Below are 19171 nucleotides of genomic sequence, written 5' to 3'. Positions count from 1 at the left end.
AATGAAAAAAGTATTTTTAGCCGCACTAGTTTCTGCCGCTATTGCATCTCCAGCACTTGCTGATCAAGGGCATGGTAAAGTCACATTTAAAGGTGAAATCATCGATGCACCTTGCTCAATTAGTTCAGATTCTATTGACCAAACAGTATGGTTAGGCCAAATCGCTAACTCTGTTTTAGCGAATGGCGGTACTTCTAGCGCGAAGCAATTCAATATTGAATTGGAAGACTGTGTATTCCCGAAAGATACAAATGATAAAGTGTACAACGATAAAGTGAGTATCACATTCTCTGGTTCTAGCGCTGCTTTCAATTCTAAATTACTCGGTGTAACAGGCTTAGATGCAACAGACCCAACTATTGCTGGCAACGTGGGTATTCAATTAACGGATACTAATGGCGCAGCGTTAGATATGGGAGTTGCAACAGCTCAAGAACATCAATTACAAGCGGGTGATAATACATTACGTTATAGCGCTTATGTACAAGGTGCAAACGTTGCGGTTGATAAAATTCCATTAGGTAAATTCGAAGGCGTAACTAACTTTACCTTAACTTATAACTAATTGATTAGTTTAAGAGGAATACCTTTGTGTTCCTCTATTAATCACCAAATTAAGTCAGAGGTTAAAGTGAAAGGATTTATCTATTTGCGAAGCAAAGTATCTTCCCTATTTCTTCTAACATTATTTCTTTCGCCACAAATGGCTGCATCATCTCATGGATGGGGTAAAGTCACGATGAATGGCGAAATAGTCGATACTGCCTGCGCAATAGATATTGGGTCTAGGGATCAGACCATTAATATGGGGGTACTTCCAACAAGCTATATTCGTGAAGTTGGGAAAGGCCCCATAAAAGAATTCAATATTAAGCTCATTGATTGTCGTTGGGAAAAATATTCGAAAGATAATAACGAATGGAATTCACTCGAAGTCACTTTTGATGGTCCATCAGAAGGTGATTTTTTCACACTCTCGGGTGAAGCAAAAGGAGTGCAATTGGCATTGTATGATATATCGGGATATTCCATTACACCAGGAAAGCCATTACCTGCATTAGGAATTACGCCAGGGACAATGATCCTTAAATATCAAATGCAATTAGTCACCAATTATCATCCTGTTAAAGCGGGTAATTACCAAACCTTATTAAGGTTCAAGGTCGATTATTATTAATTCTAAGAAATTATATTGGTGTTTTAGGGATGTTTTTTATGTTTTTTAAACAACACAAAATAAATATAATAACGACAACGATAATGATTACATTTGGGTCATTATCCGCTCAGTTATACGCTGCCGATACCATACAATTTAATACGGCATTATTTGATTTAGAAGACAAAAAAAACATTGATGTTAAGCAATTCTCACGTGCAGGCTATATTATGCCTGGTATTTATCCCCTCAAAGTACAAGTAAATAAAGAAACTTTACCCGAGCAACGTTTTTCATTCTATGCGCCAGAAAACGACCCTGAAGATAGCCTCGTTTGTATCACACCAGAACAAGTCCAGCAGCTAGGACTAACAGCCAGTTCGTTGAAGCAAATTACGTGGTGGCATAATAATGAGTGTCTTGATTTACGCAGTTTGCCCGGCTTTCAAGCACGGGGGGATTTATCTGACTCAACGTTGTATCTGAGTATACCTCAAGCCTACCTTGAATATAGAACAGCTAACTGGGATCCGCCTTCTCTGTGGGATGAAGGAATTTCAGGGGTTATTTTAGACTACAATATAAACGCAAGAGCGAATAAGCCTCATGATAATAATAGCAACTATAATGTGACAGCAAATGGTGTCGCAGGTGTGAACCTTGGTGCATGGCGCTTTAGGGGAGATTGGCAGGGGCGTGCTCAACGAGAAACTGGCTCGGATAGTAAAAATGAGCATGACTTTCAATGGAGCCGACTATACGCCTATAAAGCGTTAACCAGCATTAAAGCGAAATTGACCTTGGGCGAGGACTATTTTAACACTGATTTATTCGATAGTTTTCGATTTACAGGTGTTGGCTTACGCTCTGATATCTTAATGTTACCACCTAATTTACGTGGGTATGCACCTGAAATAACGGGTGTTGCGACGACAAATGCGACGGTGATTGTTAGCCAACAAGGGCGGATTATTTATCAAGAACAAGTCGCTGCGGGTCCTTTCCGTATCCAAAATTTAAGTGATGCGACGACGGGAAAACTGGATGTCCGAATCGAAGAGCAGGATGGTTCAGTTCAAGAATATCAGGTTGAAACAGCCAATATCCCTTATTTAACTCGACCAGGTAGTATTCGATATAAATTAGCGATGGGTCGCCCAACGGATATGGATCATCATGTTAATGGAGATACATTTGCGAGTGGTGAAATGTCGTGGGGTGTCACTAATGGTTGGTCATTGCTTGCAGGCTCATTAAATAGTCAAGACTATAATGCATTCAACGTGGGTGTCGGTCGTGACTTATTGGCATTTGGTGCCTTATCTTTCGATATTACGCATTCTATTGCAAATATTCCTAATGATAAAAAACTCACAGGTAATTCTTATCGAATAAACTATTCAAAACGTTTTGATGACTATGATAGCCAAGTACAGTTCGCAGGTTACCGATTCTCAGAACGCAGTTTTATGACTGTAACCGATTTTTTAACGGCTAAAGACTCAGGTGAGCGTCAAGGTAGTAATAAAGAAATGTATGTGATTTCTTTAAATAAAAACTTTAGGGAATCGAGAATTACAGCTTATTTAAACTACTCGCACCAAACCTATTGGGATAAGCCAGAAAGTAATCGCTACAATTTAATGGTGACAAAAACCTTAGATTGGGGAAGCCTGAAGAATATTAATATTTCGTTATCGGCCTATCGCAATAAATATAACGAAACAAATGATGATGGCCTGTATATTTCAGCTTCAATGCCTTGGGGAAATGGTGCAAATATTGGCTATTCATTACAAGCAACACGGGATGATACCGTTAATCGAGCAACCTATTATGACAAATTGTCAGATAGAACCAATTATCAAGTCAGTGCAGGCTCGACCAACAAAGGTGGAACCGCAAGTACCTATATTACCCATTATGGTGATAATACTAAGTTAACTGCGAATGCCAGCTATATTCATAATAATTACACGTCATTTGGGGTAGGGGCACAAGGCGGATTTACCATGACTTTAAATGGTGCGGATGCTCATCGAGTTTCAAATATTGGCGGAACTCGTTTGCTGATCGACACTGATGGTGTGGCTAAAATTCCCGTATCAGACCGAGGGATCCCTATTGCATCAAATGCATTTGGTAAAGTGATTGTCCCTGACTTAAATAGCTACTACCGCAGTAAAGTTAAAGTCGATTTAAATGCATTACCGAATAATGCCGAAGTAACGGATTCTATTGTTCAAGCGACATTAACAGAAGGCGCGATTGGCTATCGCAAATTTAATGTACTGTCTGGTGAAAAGATGATGCTTTCAATGCGTATGTCTGACGGTTCTGCACCGCCATTTGGTGCCCAGATCACGAATCTGAAAGGAAAAGAAACGGGAATAGTTACTGATAATGGATATGCCTATGTTAGTGGTATCAACCCAAATGAAGTCATGATTATTCATTGGGGTGGGGAAGCACAATGTGAAATTAATTTTCCTGAAAACTTAGAAACAATTAACCAAGGATTATTCATTCCTTGTAAACCATTATCAAATAAACGTAATGAAGCAGATAATAATCTGTAAATGAGTGATTGCTATGAAAAAATTAACTAATTTATATATCAGTACTATTTTATTAAGCAGTTTAGTTAGCGGAAGCGCATTCTCGGCAATTGCTTTAGATAGAACCCGAGTTATTTTTAATGGTGATCAAAAAAGCGTTTCAATTACTATTACTAATAAAAATAACCAGCTACCTTATTTGGCCCAAGGGTGGGTTGAAAATATTCAAGGGGTAAAAATTACTTCACCGTTTGCTGTATTACCTCCGGTGCAGAGAGTTGAACCCGAAAAATCAAGCCAAGTCCGTATTGAGGCGCTTCCTGAAATTAGTCAGTTACCTCAGGATAGAGAAAGTGTTTATTACTTTAATTTAAGGGAGATCCCGCCAAAAAGTGATAAACCGAATGTTTTGCAATTAGCGTTACAGAGCAAAATTAAATTATTTTATCGTCCTAAAAGTATCATGCTAAGCGAAACAGAAATGCTGAATAACCCTTGGCAAGAAAAAACACAGCTTATTAAGCAAGGTGACCAATATATCATTAAAAACCCAACTCCCTTTTATATCACGATTATTGGTGCGGCTGAGCGAAAAAATTCACCCGTAAATCAGAATTTTAAGGCAGTTATGGTTGCACCATTTAGTGAAGAAAAATTAGGAGTTCCAAGTTCTACTGTGGGGGCAAATCCGGTATTGACCTATATAAATGACTATGGTGGCCGGCCAAAACTTCAATTTAAATGTCAAGCAAATACATGTCAGGTTGTTCCTGAAAGTAAATAGAGAGGAAAATGATGATTAATCAAAAAAGCTTTTCCTTACTCTTTGGATTATCTCTCATATTTCATTCAGCTGTGATATATGCGGCATCAAATAATGCCTTTTATAACACAACAGGTAATTGGGATGTTGAAGGTGCAAATGGTAAAATTTTCGTTTATGGCTCATTAACGGAGAGTGCATGCCATTTATCGATGGATTCTGCATTTCAATCCGTTGATTTAGGAAATATTGAAACTGCATCATTAAAAACAATTGGCGCCCAAGGCCACAAGACGCCGGTAAACATCGAGTTATTGGATTGTATCGAAACCCCAACGGTTTTGAGAAACAATAAATCCGGTAATGTCACATGGAGTCTTTCTCAGCCAGGTATGAAAATTAGGTTTATCACGCCAGTTGTCCCTTTTAGGCCGAACATAGCGAGAGTTGAAGGTGTGAATGGGCTTGGATTGCAGATAACTAATCCTAAAGGAAAAGAAATTGCTTTTGGTGAGTATAGTGAACCTGAGCTTATTTCTACGGGGCAAAATATTTTAACTTATTATGTAGCTCCCGTAAGAATTGCAGAGAAGTTACAGGCTGGAGCTTATCGAAGTGTTATTTCTTTTCAAATAACGTATGAATAATCTTAATAGATTGTCTGATATAGCATTGAAGGTATTTATATGAATAACTTAAATTTCAATTTTTATAAATTTAAAAAAATAATACTCTCCATGCTATTAAGTTTGTTATTTTTTTCGTTACAGAGTCATGCAAAAAATGGTCAAATTGGTGAAATTAAGATACGAGGCCAACTTGTCGCTGAAGCTTGTACAGTAAGGCCCGGTGATGAAAATATCATTGTGGACTTTGGTACTATCGTTAATAAGTACCTCTATATTAATCAAAAAACGCCAATTGAAAATTTTAATATTCATTTAGATGACTGTGATAATAGTATCTTTAGAACGGTGACCGTTAAGTTTACAGGAAACGAAAATATCAATTTACCAGGCCTTCTTGCATTAGATTCTGGCAGCATGGCTTCGGGCATCGGAATTGAAATCTTAGAATATAGCGGTAAAAAAATTCCCATTAATAGTACGACGCCTGCATACAATTTAGAGAATGGTACAAATATTTTAAGTTTTAATGCGAATGTGCAAGGGGAACCCGATGCAATAAAAAATAAAAGTATTGCGTTTGGCCATTTTACTGCAACCGCTATTTTTAGTTTAATTTATGATTAAGGTATCAGTAACAATGAAGATATTAATATTACTTCTCTCAACCTTATTATTTTCCCCAACTATTTTTGCGTTCCAGTGTAAAACTAATGGAGGGCAGGAAGTTGGCGGGGGAACACAAAGTATTTATGATGTTCCTCTCGATAATGATATTTTTGCTGTACCAAATCGTATAAATGAATTTGCGGATGTGAGTGATTTTATGACCTGCCGTAATGAAGCCCCCAGTGCTTATGTTGATTATTTAAATGTGACTGGTGCTGACCTTGGTCCAACATTTAAGAATAACCCAGAATTAAAAGCGGGTGTGGTCGTGCGTGGCGCTTATTATTTAGCACCATTTAGTGGTAAAGAAATTCAAGTATTTCGTTTAACTACAGCTAGTGAACCTTTACAAATTAAATTATATTTGCAGGTAAATGTTAAACCAACGCCATCAGTCTTGGTAAGAAAAGGCGATTTGCTGATGACATTAGATCTCCATAAATATGCGACATTTGTAAATAGTAATCAGCATATTGACCATGCTTATTTTAAATGGAATTTCTATGCAGGTAATGACGTAGTTGTTGGAACGGGTACGTGTGATATCAATGATAACCAAATCATCATTGTTGATTTTGAAACAGTAAATGCATCGGGTATTTCAACGGTGGGAAGTGCAAGCCGTTTTCAACGTAACGCAGAAATCACTTATAGTTGTGAAGATAATAACCTGACGGCGCCAATAAAGATGATTATTAGCGGAGAAACTTCGACTTTCTCATCTGATGCTTTACTTGTTAGAACAGGAGATATTGGTAGTCAAGGTTCTATTATGTCTGGATTAGGTGTTGAGGTTTATCATCAAGGGCAAAGAATTTCCCCTATGAATGGGCATTTCGATTCAAAAATAGAAAATGGGCATGGTAGAGATACATTAATGTTCACGCTAGTTAAAAAACCTAATTTATCGCCAAATGAATTGATAGAAGGCCAGTTTAGTTCAGCAGCTACCATTATTATGTCCACTCCGTAGCTATTGAAATAGAGAGGTTTTTATATGGATGAAAGCCTCCATTTTTTTCTCGTCAGCTCTCTATGGTTACTGAGCAAATCGTGTTTATAACAAAATCACAATATATCGATGATTTTTTATAAACATATTTTGGATTAGACAAAATAAGTTAAACACACCAAATTTTGAATTATCATCGGTATCATCTTTTCTTAAATAACATCACATAATTTCTACATCTATAAAGCTCAAAGCCTATCAGGTCTCAGTAGCTACAGGTATAATCACATAATTATCCGATAGATTTAGAGGCGAAGATGGCGAAACTCACCTTACAAGAGCAAATGCTAAAAGCAGGATTAGTTACTAGTAAGAAAATGGCAAAAGTGCAAAGAACGGCTAAAAAATCACGTGTTCAGGCGCGTGAAGCAAGGGAAGCCGTAGAAGAAAATAAAAAAGCACAGCTTGAGCGTGACAAACAATTGAGTGAGCAGCATAAACAAATGGTGCAATCCAAAGAGTTTAAAGCGCAAGTTAAACAACTTATTGAAATGAATAAAGTTGATATTTCAAAGGGAGATATTAGTTTTAATTTCACAGATAACAACGTTATCAAGCAAGTTGTTGTAGACAAAATAACACAAACGCAACTGATCAGTGGGCGTCTGGCGATTGCACGTTTAACGATTGATAACAGTGATGTTAACGAGTATGTGATTATTCCAGCAAGCGTAGCGGATAAAATAACGCAAAGAGATGCGGATAGTATCGTACTCAACAATGCACTTAGCCAAGAAGAACAGGATGAAGATGACCCGTATGCGGACTTTAAGATCCCTGACGACCTGATGTGGTAATACTCGTCAAATTTTAAGTCGTAGCTTTGGCGTTAAAACGGGCTGGCGCTAAACATTTTAAAGTTCTTCTGACTCGCAGGGTGAACAAAATGCAATTCGCTAGCGTGCAAAAGTAAACGTGGAGTCTGCTCAGTCCCTTGTAATAATCGCCCACCATATAGATCGCAACCTAAGATTGGGTGGCCTAATTTTTGGCAGTGGATGCGTAACTGGTGGGTGCGCCCTGTCTCAGGGGTTAATTGGACACGGGTTACAGGTAACGATATCCCATTTTCTACAGGGTGATACAGACGCTCTATTACTTGATAGTGGGAGCGGGCAGGTTTGCCATTCACCTCGCAAAGCGACATGCGGGGAAACTGTGCAGGGTCTTTTGCTATTGCCGCATCAATGACCCCCTCATCATTAGCTAAGTGGCCACAAAGTAGAGCTTGGTATATTTTAATGATGGAGCGTTGGCTAAATTGCTGGCTTAGAGCTGCATTGATGGCTTTATTGCGAGCAACCACCATTAACCCAGATGTGCCAAAATCGAGACGGTGAACAAGAGTACAGTCTGGGAATATTTGTACTAATCGGTGATGGACGGAGTCTAAGTTTTGTGGGTTTTTTCCAGAAAGGCTGAGTAGGCCACTTGGCTTATTAATAAGAACTAGATGCTCATCCTGATAGATAATTTCTATCTCATCGTGACAGGGCGGGGCAATAAAGGTGTCGATGATTTCAGTCATTAGCCTTTCCAGCAAAAAATGGTGGTTGATAATAACCAATTTTTAGTAGGTAGGCGAACGCTGTCACTTGCATCACGTAAATTTATCACTCAGACTAAAAGCAAAGCCGTAGTCTGCACACGCATTGTGCTCTATACTGCGTGTTGTAAAAACTGAGTCAATAAAAGATTAATTAGGCGGTAATGGCAATGAATGGAACGATCACAACATGGTTCGAAGATAAAGGTTTTGGATTTATCAAAGATGAGAATGGCGATAACCGTTATTTTCATGTGGTTAAGGTTGCCAACCCAGATTTGATTAAAAAAAATGCTGCAGTCACTTTCGAACCGACGACAAATAATAAAGGGTTATCTGCTTTTGCGGTCAAAGTCATACCTGAAAGTAAATATATTTATATCGCAGGAGAACGGATTAAGATTACATCAATTAAATCCTATCGTGTTTATTCAGTAGAAGTACCTGCAGATACGCGTATCGATAAAGAAAATACCGTGTTATCAATTGGCGCATTAATGAATAGTATCAAACCAAAACCAGATAAACCTGGCCAAATGCGTTCATTGAAAAAATTAGAAATTAGTACGTTACATGGGACATCATTAACATTTTCGGAAGATGAAATTGATATCGATGAAGCTGTGAAACAACTTAAGTTTAAGTGATTTCTTGTCCAGTAAACAGCGCCACTCTTGAGTGCTGTTTACTTGTTTATTACTTTATTCTTATACAATAGAGTCACTTGAAAGCTAGCTAGGCTCATCGGGGAGGGGATATGTTAGATTTCTTAAAAAATTACGATAATTTAACCATTAGCGAAAAAAAAGTCTTAAAATACCTGACTGATAATATTACAGATATCCCTTACTTAAATATTAATGAACTAGTTGCTAAAACCTTTGTTTCTAAAACAGTTATTATTAATTTGTCGCAAAAATTAGGGTTTAGTGGATTTAAAGAACTTAAGTTTCAGATTAATAATTATATTTTAACAAAAAATAAAACTGAAAAAATCACACCTTCGTCTTATAAAAAACAACTTGAAAAAAATATTAATAAAAGTTTTACATTAATTAACGAAGAGCAAATTAGCGATTGCGCTAAAATACTACATAAATCGAGAAATATTTTTATTGTTGCCAGAGGGACAAGTAAGGCTGTTGGCTATTATCTTGAACACTTACTATTTGCGTTAGGTTTACACTGTTTTTTCATTAATGACTACAATTTATCTGATTCTTTCACTCGATTAGTCAGCAAAGATGACACCGTCATTTTTATCTCACTATCAGGGGGAACCAAAAAAATTATTGAAACAGCAAAAATTGTGCAATTAAAAGGGGCAAATATCATTAGTATGACCGCCTTTAATACTAATGAACTAACTACTTATACTGATAACACTCTGTTTTGTTTTGCCGATAACTTTGATACTAAAAGAGATGACACAAAATCCAGAATTGGCTTTTTTATTTTAGTTGATTTACTTATCAATGAATTAGAAAATCTACTTTAAATTTTCTTTTTTATTTTCTAAGAAAACTTCACTCGTCTTTCATTCTTGTCTTTGGTAGATAGTTTTTATTAATATGACCTAGGTCATTAGTTATGACCTAAGATAACTTTTAAAACCGTGACATCATTTCTTTTATAACTCCCCCAAGCTAGTATGCCTTTAATTCTAATAATAGAAGTCATAAGGAAACAGTATGGCCAGAAAAAAGTTTGGTGAATCTATTCAACGCTTTGGGAGAACATTACTCCTTCCAATAGGTGTTTTAGCACCTATTGGTATGATATTGGGTATCAGTGGTGCATTAGTGCAAACTTATATGATTGCACGTTTTCCTTTTCTCGGAAATGAAACGGTTAATGCATTACTTGTCAGCATTCGTTCAATCGCGGGTGTTATTTTTGATAATATTCCCCTACTGTTTGCTATGGGGGTGGCCTATGGTATGAGCCATCGAGATAAGGGGATCGCCGTCTTTGCATCGGTTGTCGGCTACTTATCGCTGATCATCACCATGAATATTTGGCTAGTGCTTACTGGTAAGCTTGCAGACCCTGCAATGATGGGGCAAGTAGGGCAAATTAAAGTTCTTGGTATACAAACTTTAAATATCAGTGCCGCAGGAGGGATTATTACTGGTTTGATTGCCGCTTGGGCGACTGATAAGTTCTATAACCTTGAATTGCCAACCGCATTTGCTTTCTTTTCTGGTAAAAAATCCGTTTCTATTATTATGATCGGTTTAATGATTGGAGTGGGTGCGTTATTACCGTTTATTTGGGAAGTATTAGTCCAAGGTTTGATGAAACTCTCTGCGGTATTTTTAAGTCCTGTAGGGCCATTTTTTACCGCGGGTGGTGAACGTTTATTTATTCCATTTGGTTTACACCATGTATGGAACGTTTTATTTAGATTTACTGAGGCGGGTGGTACTTATGTTATTGACGGACAAACCTTTGTTGGTGTTGTTCCTGCATTAACTGAGGTGCTATTTAACCAAGGCCCAGATAGTGAATATTGGTCGATGATGCCAAGTTTGACTCGCTTTATGGCGCAGCAACAAATGCTAGTCACACTATTCCTATTCCCTGCAATTGCTCTTGCTATTTACAAAACATCGAAGAAAGAAAACCGCGCAGAAGTGAAATCCATGCTGGTTACCATGGTATTAACAGCCATGCTTGGTAACGTCACGGAGCCACTCGAATTTACCTTCGTATTTATTGCGCCATTATTGTACTTAATTTACGCCATTATTGTCGGTATCGGTGCGGTGTTGCTTTCATTGGCTGAGGTCGGTATCGGTTATATTCGTGGAACCGTCTTTGATTTTACTATTTTTGGTCTACTGTACGAACACACTAACTGGATCTTCTTGGTTATTATCGGTAGCTGTTTAGCCGTCGTCACTTACTTTATTTTCTACTGGGCAATTATTAAATTTGATATTAAAACTCCTGGTCGTGAAGAATCGAGTAATCTGAAAAATACCTTAATTAAAGAAAAACGATATGGCGAAATCGCAGAAATTTTAATCCAAGCATTAGGTGGAAAACAAAATATTCGTAACGTAGATAACTGTATTACTCGTATGCGTATTGATGTTGGAGAAGTTAACCAAATTGATAAAGATTTAATGTTGGAATCAGGATGTACCGCATTCTTCTTTCCATCGGCAAACCACGTCCATGTTGTATATGGACCTAAGGTTGAGTTTGTTCGCAATGCTGTTGATGAAGCAATGAAGAAATAAAGAAAGGATACGAAATGAGAGCATTATACGATTCTAAAAGTAAAACTATTGATGACCGTGGAATTAAAGACTTATTGTCTGATGAAGCAAAATATTCTACTTGGTTAATGTTTGAATCCATGCTGGCCCAAGCCCAAGCGGAACTGGGATTTATTCCACAATCAGCGGCAGATGAAATTAAAGAAAAGGCTGTTATCGAAAATATCGATTTTGAAGAAATGAGCCGTATTTACCAAAAAATAGGCCATGGCTTTGTACCTTTCTTGAAAGTTTTATTGAATGCTTGCTCTGAGGAAAGTGGTAAATATATCCATTATGGAATTACCACGCAAAATATTCAGCAAAGTTCACAGCTCTATATGATGAAAACCGTACATCATAAATTTATGTTGTTACTCGGTGAAATCATCGAAAACTTAGCAGATTTGGCCGAAAGAACCAAACATATGGTGATGCCGGGAAGAACTCATGGACGTCATGCGATCCCTATCACCTATGGCTATAAAGTTTCGGTATGGATCAGCGATTTTATTGATTGCTACCAACGTATGAAAGAGTGTGAAAAACGGGTTTTCACTATCATGATGGGTGGTGCTGTTGGTGCATTTAACTCAATGCCTGATGTTGGTATGGCGGTACAAAAACGTGTCGCTGAGTTGGTGGGTATGGAAGCCATGGAAGTACCATCCAGAAACTTAAGTACGCATAAGCTTGAATATATGGCAAATTTAGCGTTAATGGCCAATATTTGTCATAAAATCGGTGAAGAAGTTTATAGCACAACGTTAGAAGAAATTGCAGAGGTTTCTGAAGGGTTTACTAAAGGAACAGTGGGCAGTAGTACTATGCCGCATAAAATAAACCCAAAACTTGCTAAGGGAATTATTGCTAACTCACAGAAATTATATTCTTTACCAAGTGTTGGTATGTATTCTGCGGTAAGGCCTTATGAAGGTGATAGTAGTTCTTATATGTTATTTGATGGGTTAATCGAAGAAGCTTTGGAATTGACCACGGAAATTTTACTAAGAACTGAAGAGCTTTCTAGGACGATTGTGCCACATGAAGAGAGAATGCTTCATAATGTTTTGAGAAACAAAGGGCTGGATAATACTGAGTATGTCATGATGAAGATGGCGGAAAAATTAGGCAAAGATAAAGCTCACTCCCTTCTGTATGAAGAAGCAATTAAAACTGCGGCGGATGGGGAAGATTTCTATACTAATTTAACCAAAAATAGTGTGATATCAGCAGCATTCAGTAATGAAGAAATTAAAGCAATGCTTGACCCGAGATCTTATATCGGGTTATCCGTTGAAATTGCAGAAAAAGAAGCAAAACGTGGATTAGTCGTTTCACAAGAAATTAAACAACAGTACAAATAGTATTTTTAGTATTTACTAAAAATTATTTTAAATAAGGGGCTGTCTATTATATAGATAGCCCCTTACTTATTTATTCGCCAGCGAGTGCTCTTGGGAATAATAAGTTATTTTCTAGGTTAATGTGATTCATTAAATCATCAATCAGTTCATTGATGCCATTATACAACACACGCCAGGTAGTACAGGCTTCTGGTGGCGGTGTGACATTATTGGTAATATCTTTAATTGCTTCTAAGATATCACTAGCATCATCATGTTCTTGTTCCATGACACTAATTGGACCTGCTGCGTTTCTGCCCATTCCGTTTTTTATCATAGGGAATAAAACGCGTTCTTCTTTCATCATATGGCTAGCTAGTTCTTCCAGTAATGCTTCTAAGTATTTTGATAAACCTTTTGGCACGCTTGGCTTATTTATATGAACGCGTTCAACTTTTTGTGCCTGTAGTATTAGTTCAGGTAATTGTTCTCTGTGCCTATCATGATAGCGAACAATGATAAAATCGATAATCTCACTGAGTGGGGCTTTGCGCCAATCCTGTTCTAACGTTTCTGTGGCTAATTTAGCTAATTGGCTTTCTAATAGGTCAATATCTAACTTTAATTTTTCTGCGCTGCGACTCAGCGTCTGTTTGCCACCACAACAGTAATCCATATTATATTGGCGAAATAAAGAAGAAGCTCTAGGAATGGATAATGCGAGCTGTCCGAGTGTTTTATCTCTAAATTGCATATGAGGTATCCTTTAAAAAATCATAAAATTCTGATGCTACTTTGTTATTTAATTTATGCAGGTAATGCCCATTGGCGAGCAATATTACGCCCATACTCACGGCAGTCATCTAATGTTTTTGTGTCTGGTTTCCATTTTGCTTTTAAAGATAATGCGGTATCAAAACCGGCATCCATCAAACGTGTTTGAACACGGTCAACGGCGCCGCCATTCCAACCAAAACTACCGAAAGCAGCGGCTTTTTTATTTAAAAAACGTAAGCCTGTAATTTCTTCAAGCATACCTGCTATTTTAGGCATCATGACATTATTCATGGTTGAGGTACCGACCAGTGCCGCTTTGGAGCGAAAAACATGAGTAATAATGTCGTTTTTATCACTGCGTGCAACGTTAAATATTTTAACCGCGACATTAGGGTCGGCTTCATTGATGCCTTGAGCGATTGCATCCGCCATTAAACGAGTATTATTTGACATGGTATCGTAGAAAATAGTGATACGATCTTCTTGATAATCTGCTGCCCATTTCAAATACAATTCAATGATTTGATTTGGATTATCACGCCATACTACTCCGTGAGATGTCGCTATCATATCGACAGGTAGATTAAAGCCTAAAATTTCATTTATTTTTGGCGTCACTAAGCGGCTAAATGGGGTAAGAATATTGGCGTAGTAACGCTGGCACTGTTCGAATAATTCATTTTGGTCGACTTCATCATTAAATAATCGCTCATCACAATAGTGCTGCCCGAAAGCATCATTACTAAAAAGTACGGCATCTTCAGTAAAATAAGTCATCATGCTGTCAGGCCAATGTAGCATTGGAGTCTCAATGAAAATCAATTGTTTATTGTTACCTATATCGAGCGTGTCACCTGTTTTAACGATTTTGAAATTCCATTCAGGATGATGGTGATGACCATTTATTGAATCAATGGCATTGGCTGTGCAATAGATCGGGGTATTAGGAATAAAGCTCATTAATTCGGTTAATGCACCTGCGTGATCTTCTTCTGCATGGTTAATGACGATGTAGTCAATATCATTTAAATCAATTTGCGAGCGCAAATTTTGAACAAACTCACGGCTAAATTTATGATCGACAGTATCAATAAGAACATTTTTTTCTTCGCGGATTAAATAGCTATTATAACTACTTCCTTTTAATGTTTTGTATTCGGTTCCATGAAAATCACGTACTTCCCAATCACGCTGACCTACCCAATGGATGTTATTTTTTACATGAATCGCCATATTAATTTTGTCCTGTAGCTTTTAGAGTATAAGAAGACATAATCAATATTCATGCCAATATTTAACATTTTGATTTTTAACTAGATTAAAATGATTTGTTTTAGTTTATAGTCAAAATGACTATGTTAATTGTTGTCATTATGACTATAATTGTTGTCAAATTGACAATGGGGAATGAATCATGGGTTTTTCTGTCGAGGCACTGGCAAAGATTGCAATCGAATTACAAAGTGGTATGGAGCATTCAGATCGATTTCAGCGTTTGATTACCACGTTAAGGCAATCATTAAAGTGTGATGCATGTGCGTTATTACGTTATGAATCAGGCCAATTTATTCCTTTAGCAATCGATGGGTTAATGGCTGATGTTTTAGGTCGTCGATTCTTTTTGTCAGGGCACCCTCGGCTAGAAGCAATTGCAAGAGCCGGTGATGTAGTGCGTTTTCCTGCTGATAGCCAGCTCCCTGACCCATATGATGGGTTAATTCCTCATCATCAACACCTAAAAGTTCATGCTTGTGTCGGCTTACCCTTGTATGCGGGGCAAAATCTTATTGGTGCATTAACATTAGATGGTATGGAACCTGATCAATTCGATGCATTTAGCAATGAGTCACTGAGGTTAATTGCCGCGTTAGCTGCGGGAGCACTAAATAATGCATTACTTATTGAACAGCTTGAAAAGCAAAATATATTACCGAATAAACCCATAATATTTAAACCTTCTGGAGAAACCGAGATTATTGGTTTATCTCTTCGTATGCAACAATTAAAAAAGGAAATTGATATTGTTGCAGCGTCTGAATTAAATGTTCTGGTCGGCGGAGAAACGGGAACAGGAAAAGAGCTAGTCGTTAAATCTATCCATGAAAAATCCCTTCGAGCAGATCACCCTCTTATTTATTTAAACTGTGCTGCGCTGCCTGAGAGTGTGGCGGAAAGTGAATTATTCGGTCATGTTAAAGGTGCCTTTACTGGGGCAATTAGCCACCGTAGTGGTAAATTCGAAATGGCGGATAATGGTACCTTATTTTTAGATGAAATAGGGGAGCTTTCATTAGCGTTACAGGCTAAATTACTGCGAGTATTGCAATATGGCGATATTCAACGTGTTGGTGATGACCGTAGTTTACGCGTTAATGTTCGTATATTGGCGGCAACTAACCGTGATCTACGCGAAGAAGTGTTAGAAGGTCGGTTTAGGGCCGATTTATTTCATCGTTTAAGTGTATTTCCGCTATTTGTTCCCCCATTAAAGGAACGTGGCGAAGATATTATTTTATTAGCGGGGTTCTTCTGTGAACAATATCGTCAGCGTTTTGGCTTATCCAGTGTGGTACTGAGTCCTTCATTACAACGGTATTTACTCAATTATTCATGGCCAGGTAATGTACGTGAATTGGAACATGCGATTCATCGTGCCGTTGTTCTTGCTCGAGCTTCAAGTGATACTGATGAAATTATCTTACAGCCTCAATATTTTACCTTTGATAATAATAAGTATGAGTTTACAGAAACATCACAGAAAGTCTTACCACTAACTAAAAATTTACGTGAGGTAACGGATGATTTTCAGCGTAAAGTCATTTCACAAGTATTAGAACAAAGCCATTATAATTGGTCTGCATGTGCCAGAGAATTGTCTGTCGATATCGCTAATTTACATCGATTAGCTAAACGACTAGGTCTGAAATAAAGTATTAATGCCTGTTTTAGTCGGGGTACTTATAAGAACTTATTTTATTATTAGCAATATTCTTTTTCCATATAGTGTTTTACATATTTCTTAAGCTGTTCAAGTTCTTTATTATCATTTTCGTTACGCTGTAAATGCTGAAATAGTGTGGAAATTTTCTTTAAGTCAAAGCGATTTTGTTGAATGCGTTTTTCAAGCGCAATAAGGGCTCTTTTCTTTGATGCGTGGTGCGCAAATTGCTTATGCAAAATAAGTAGATACAACCAAATACTTTGTCGAGTTATAAAAAAATCAAATATAGGCGGGTGAGGAAGATTTGCTTTTTTTGCTAGCAATAATCCACTAAATAAACGGTGCATGAATTGGGATGTGGAAGGCTTATTGCCCTGAATTAGAGCCGTTACTCCTTGTTTAAATTGCTGCTCAGAGAGATAGATTAATTGCTGGTAACGCTTGGTCGGGTTGGTTGGATAAATCCATGCGAAAGCAGCCATTGCAACTAATGGGCCTGAAACTATCGCAATGGCATTACCGATACTTTGAGGGAGTGAAAGAGAAAAAGGATAGCTCGGTTGGAGCAAAATTAAAGAAACCATAATGTAATCAAAAGCAATTAAAATTAGGCGGTTATGGGAAAAAATGATAACGCCACTAATAATCACTGGAATAATGAAAAAGGTCATCTGCCATGATGAAGAGGCAAAAGGCCATAAGTACCATGTGCAGATTAACGCTGTAATAGCGCCAAACAATTGCCCAGTAAAAATATTTTTCATAAACCTAGCGGGGTAATCGAGGGATGCGAATAGAGCCAACATCACTGAAAGACCGAGAGTAAGATAAGCCAGTACTTGCCACTGTGTCCACAACCATAACAAACCAACTGCAGCGATAGTCATAAAAGAACGAGCAAAGGCGTGCCACGCTGAAATTTTATCTTGATGAAGCTTCAGTTTATCCACTTTTTCAAAGTGTTTCGCTGATTTACCAAAAATAGCATAGTAAAGTGGGATCAATAGTGTTTTCAGTACTCCAGCGGGGCATAATGATAAAATATGTTTCCATTGAGTCTCAGTTGGCTCTAGTGCAGGAAAATAAAAAGGTGCAATAGATTGATATTTATCTAAGTGTAATAATATTTGGCTTTGAAACATGAGTTTTTGACGTGCTTTAGCAACTTGTTTGCGGTGATAACGCCAGCCAATACGATGAGTCTCTAAAATTTCGTCATAGCTAGCCATGGTTTGCCAAAGATAGTCGATATCGTGTTGCTTAATTGGGTGCTTTTTCTCAAGTGAGTCATGTAGTATTTGGAAGAATAGTGTATCAATTTGATTTTTAAGGGTAATGATATTATCTTGTTCACGCTTAGGGGTAAAAAGGAAATTGAATACTACCGCTGAAAGCACGCCAACCAAAATGGTCCATAGCCGATCCCAAGCGACTATAAATAAGTTATCAGTAATATGAACGCTCAACATACTCACCATCACGGCGGAGTAACCTGCTAAAAATGTGCCATAAGCGACAAAGCCCTTTTGTAATTGGCCGATACCACTGCAAATGCCTAACCAACTCGCTAGCCCAATAATGAAAAGTAACGGGTGAATAAGGTGAAGCTGAATTAAGACGACACCGGCAAGCACACCACAAACTGTTCCAGCAAAACGCCACCAACTTTTTTCCAGTAAATTTTCGCGCCAAGGTTGCGCTGAAGCCCAGACGGTCATGGCTGCCCATTGGGGGTGAACTAACTCTAAATATTGAGCAATAAAGAGCGCAGCAATTGATGCACAAGCGGTAATGGCGGCAAAACGAAAGCGTGCTGGGTTGAATCCCAATGAATTCAGTAAAGTTATTATTTTTGACATAGAATATGAGTAAATTTGGGGTGTTAAAAAAGTATTTAGTTGATAATATCAACTAAAATCAGCGTGATTATTAACTAATTGGTTGATAAAATCAACTAAAGAGGGATTATGCGTACAGAACAGGCTCGAGTATTTGGAGTGATTAGTCGAGCAGCTCACCATTATATGAAATGGATGGGAGAGCCTTATGGTATCAATGCAATTGAGTGTTTGATGATTTTACATATTCATCAATATGATGCATCAACCCTAGAGCAGATTACGAAAGCGATGGTTGTGGATAAATCAGTGACGACTCGAGGTGTGAGCAAATTTTTAGCTAAGGGGTGGGTTGCTAAAACGAATAGCTTAGTCGATAAACGGGTTTACCATGTTTCGTTGACAGCGCTCGGCAAAACGATTGTGAATGAGTTAAATTTTAAACTAGATAAATGGAATGATTATTTAGCGGCGGATTTGCCAGAACAAGAGGCTGATCAGCTATTTAGTGCACTAGAAAGCTTAGCGAAACGAGCTATTGAAAGCTCGGCGGCAGATTTTCCGAGTTTATTAGAAAAACCAAATGAGTGAGGCTCAATAACCAACCTAGCAATGTTATGTATTTAGGGCTGGTTTGAGAGCGGGTTATGTAATTCTTCATTAAGAGGAG

17 protein-coding genes and 1 pseudogene are annotated in these 19171 nt (G+C 37.7%); 14 read left to right on the top strand and 4 right to left on the bottom strand.

What is annotated here, in order from left to right; translation table 11 throughout:
- Position 1: 1 nt before the first annotated feature.
- The 8 genes from PSE83_RS11735 to PSE83_RS11700 all read left to right on the top strand — a co-directional run bounded on the left by PSE83_RS11735 (position 2) and on the right by PSE83_RS11700 (position 7584).
- Entirely contained in the window at positions 2–565 is a 564-nt protein-coding gene (locus PSE83_RS11735; RefSeq protein ID WP_004263117.1) for a fimbrial protein, read from the top strand.
- 66 nt (positions 566–631) lie between these two features.
- A complete protein-coding gene (locus PSE83_RS11730; protein ID WP_232062754.1) occupies positions 632–1177 on the top strand; it encodes a fimbrial protein in 546 nt (181 codons plus the stop codon).
- A 29-nt stretch (positions 1178–1206) separates the two neighbouring features.
- On the top strand, positions 1207–3738 hold the full coding sequence (locus PSE83_RS11725) for an outer membrane usher protein (RefSeq protein WP_136134154.1): 2532 nt from the start codon (positions 1207–1209) through the stop codon (positions 3736–3738).
- Positions 3739–3751: 13 nt separating this feature from the next.
- Positions 3752–4501 (top strand): fimbria/pilus periplasmic chaperone, encoded by a 750-nt coding sequence (locus tag PSE83_RS11720; protein ID WP_004263108.1) that lies wholly within the window; start codon positions 3752–3754, stop codon positions 4499–4501.
- An 8-nt stretch (positions 4502–4509) separates the two neighbouring features.
- The gene (locus PSE83_RS11715) at positions 4510–5127 is read left to right on the top strand and encodes a fimbrial protein (RefSeq protein ID WP_096863487.1); all 618 of its coding nucleotides are present in this window, start codon (positions 4510–4512) and stop codon (positions 5125–5127) included.
- 39 nt (positions 5128–5166) lie between these two features.
- A complete protein-coding gene (locus PSE83_RS11710; RefSeq protein ID WP_094960885.1) occupies positions 5167–5733 on the top strand; it encodes a fimbrial protein in 567 nt (188 codons plus the stop codon).
- Positions 5734–5746: 13 nt separating this feature from the next.
- Positions 5747–6748: a fimbrial protein gene (locus tag PSE83_RS11705; protein WP_232062755.1), complete on the top strand. Its 1002-nt coding sequence runs from the start codon at positions 5747–5749 to the stop codon at positions 6746–6748.
- A gap of 296 nt (positions 6749–7044) precedes the next feature.
- The gene (locus tag PSE83_RS11700) at positions 7045–7584 is read left to right on the top strand and encodes a DUF2058 domain-containing protein (RefSeq protein WP_096863489.1); all 540 of its coding nucleotides are present in this window, start codon (positions 7045–7047) and stop codon (positions 7582–7584) included.
- A 32-nt stretch (positions 7585–7616) separates the two neighbouring features.
- Here PSE83_RS11700 and PSE83_RS11695 read toward each other — a convergent pair whose 3' ends face one another.
- Positions 7617–8315, bottom strand: coding sequence for an RluA family pseudouridine synthase (locus PSE83_RS11695; RefSeq protein ID WP_164564256.1), 699 nt, complete (start codon positions 8313–8315; stop codon positions 7617–7619).
- A gap of 182 nt (positions 8316–8497) precedes the next feature.
- On the opposite strand from PSE83_RS11695, the gene PSE83_RS11690 reads away from it, so the two are divergent.
- From PSE83_RS11690 to PSE83_RS11675, 4 genes are all read left to right on the top strand, one after another.
- Entirely contained in the window at positions 8498–8980 is a 483-nt protein-coding gene (locus PSE83_RS11690) for a cold-shock protein (RefSeq protein WP_164564258.1), read from the top strand.
- A 110-nt stretch (positions 8981–9090) separates the two neighbouring features.
- On the top strand, positions 9091–9831 hold the full coding sequence (locus tag PSE83_RS11685; RefSeq protein ID WP_094960882.1) for a MurR/RpiR family transcriptional regulator: 741 nt from the start codon (positions 9091–9093) through the stop codon (positions 9829–9831).
- Between the two features lie 193 nt (positions 9832–10024).
- On the top strand, positions 10025–11581 hold the full coding sequence (locus PSE83_RS11680; RefSeq protein WP_004263090.1) for a PTS transporter subunit EIIC: 1557 nt from the start codon (positions 10025–10027) through the stop codon (positions 11579–11581).
- Positions 11582–11595: 14 nt separating this feature from the next.
- Entirely contained in the window at positions 11596–12966 is a 1371-nt protein-coding gene (locus PSE83_RS11675; RefSeq protein WP_164564261.1) for a class-II fumarase/aspartase family protein, read from the top strand.
- A 70-nt stretch (positions 12967–13036) separates the two neighbouring features.
- On the opposite strand, the gene ytfE is transcribed toward PSE83_RS11675, so the two are convergent.
- The gene (gene ytfE / locus PSE83_RS11670; RefSeq protein WP_004263084.1) at positions 13037–13699 is read right to left on the bottom strand and encodes an iron-sulfur cluster repair protein YtfE; all 663 of its coding nucleotides are present in this window, start codon (positions 13697–13699) and stop codon (positions 13037–13039) included.
- A 62-nt stretch (positions 13700–13761) separates the two neighbouring features.
- A pseudogene (gene norV / locus PSE83_RS11665) lies at positions 13762–14955 on the bottom strand (anaerobic nitric oxide reductase flavorubredoxin); the annotation flags it as partial.
- 181 nt (positions 14956–15136) lie between these two features.
- Here norV and norR point away from each other — a divergent pair.
- Positions 15137–16651: a nitric oxide reductase transcriptional regulator NorR gene (gene norR, locus PSE83_RS11660; RefSeq protein ID WP_004263079.1), complete on the top strand. Its 1515-nt coding sequence runs from the start codon at positions 15137–15139 to the stop codon at positions 16649–16651.
- A gap of 50 nt (positions 16652–16701) precedes the next feature.
- On the opposite strand, the gene PSE83_RS11655 is transcribed toward norR, so the two are convergent.
- Positions 16702–18522: an FUSC family protein gene (locus tag PSE83_RS11655; protein ID WP_004263075.1), complete on the bottom strand. Its 1821-nt coding sequence runs from the start codon at positions 18520–18522 to the stop codon at positions 16702–16704.
- 108 nt (positions 18523–18630) lie between these two features.
- Here PSE83_RS11655 and PSE83_RS11650 point away from each other — a divergent pair, with 108 nt between their 5' ends.
- Positions 18631–19092 (top strand): MarR family winged helix-turn-helix transcriptional regulator, encoded by a 462-nt coding sequence (locus PSE83_RS11650; RefSeq protein WP_004263073.1) that lies wholly within the window; start codon positions 18631–18633, stop codon positions 19090–19092.
- Positions 19093–19171: the final 79 nt, after the last annotated feature.

The sequence above is a fragment of the Providencia sp. PROV150 genome (assembly GCF_028481025.1).
Classification (GTDB): domain Bacteria; phylum Pseudomonadota; class Gammaproteobacteria; order Enterobacterales; family Enterobacteriaceae; genus Providencia; species Providencia hangzhouensis.
This window is presented reverse-complemented; position numbering and strand designations above follow the sequence as displayed.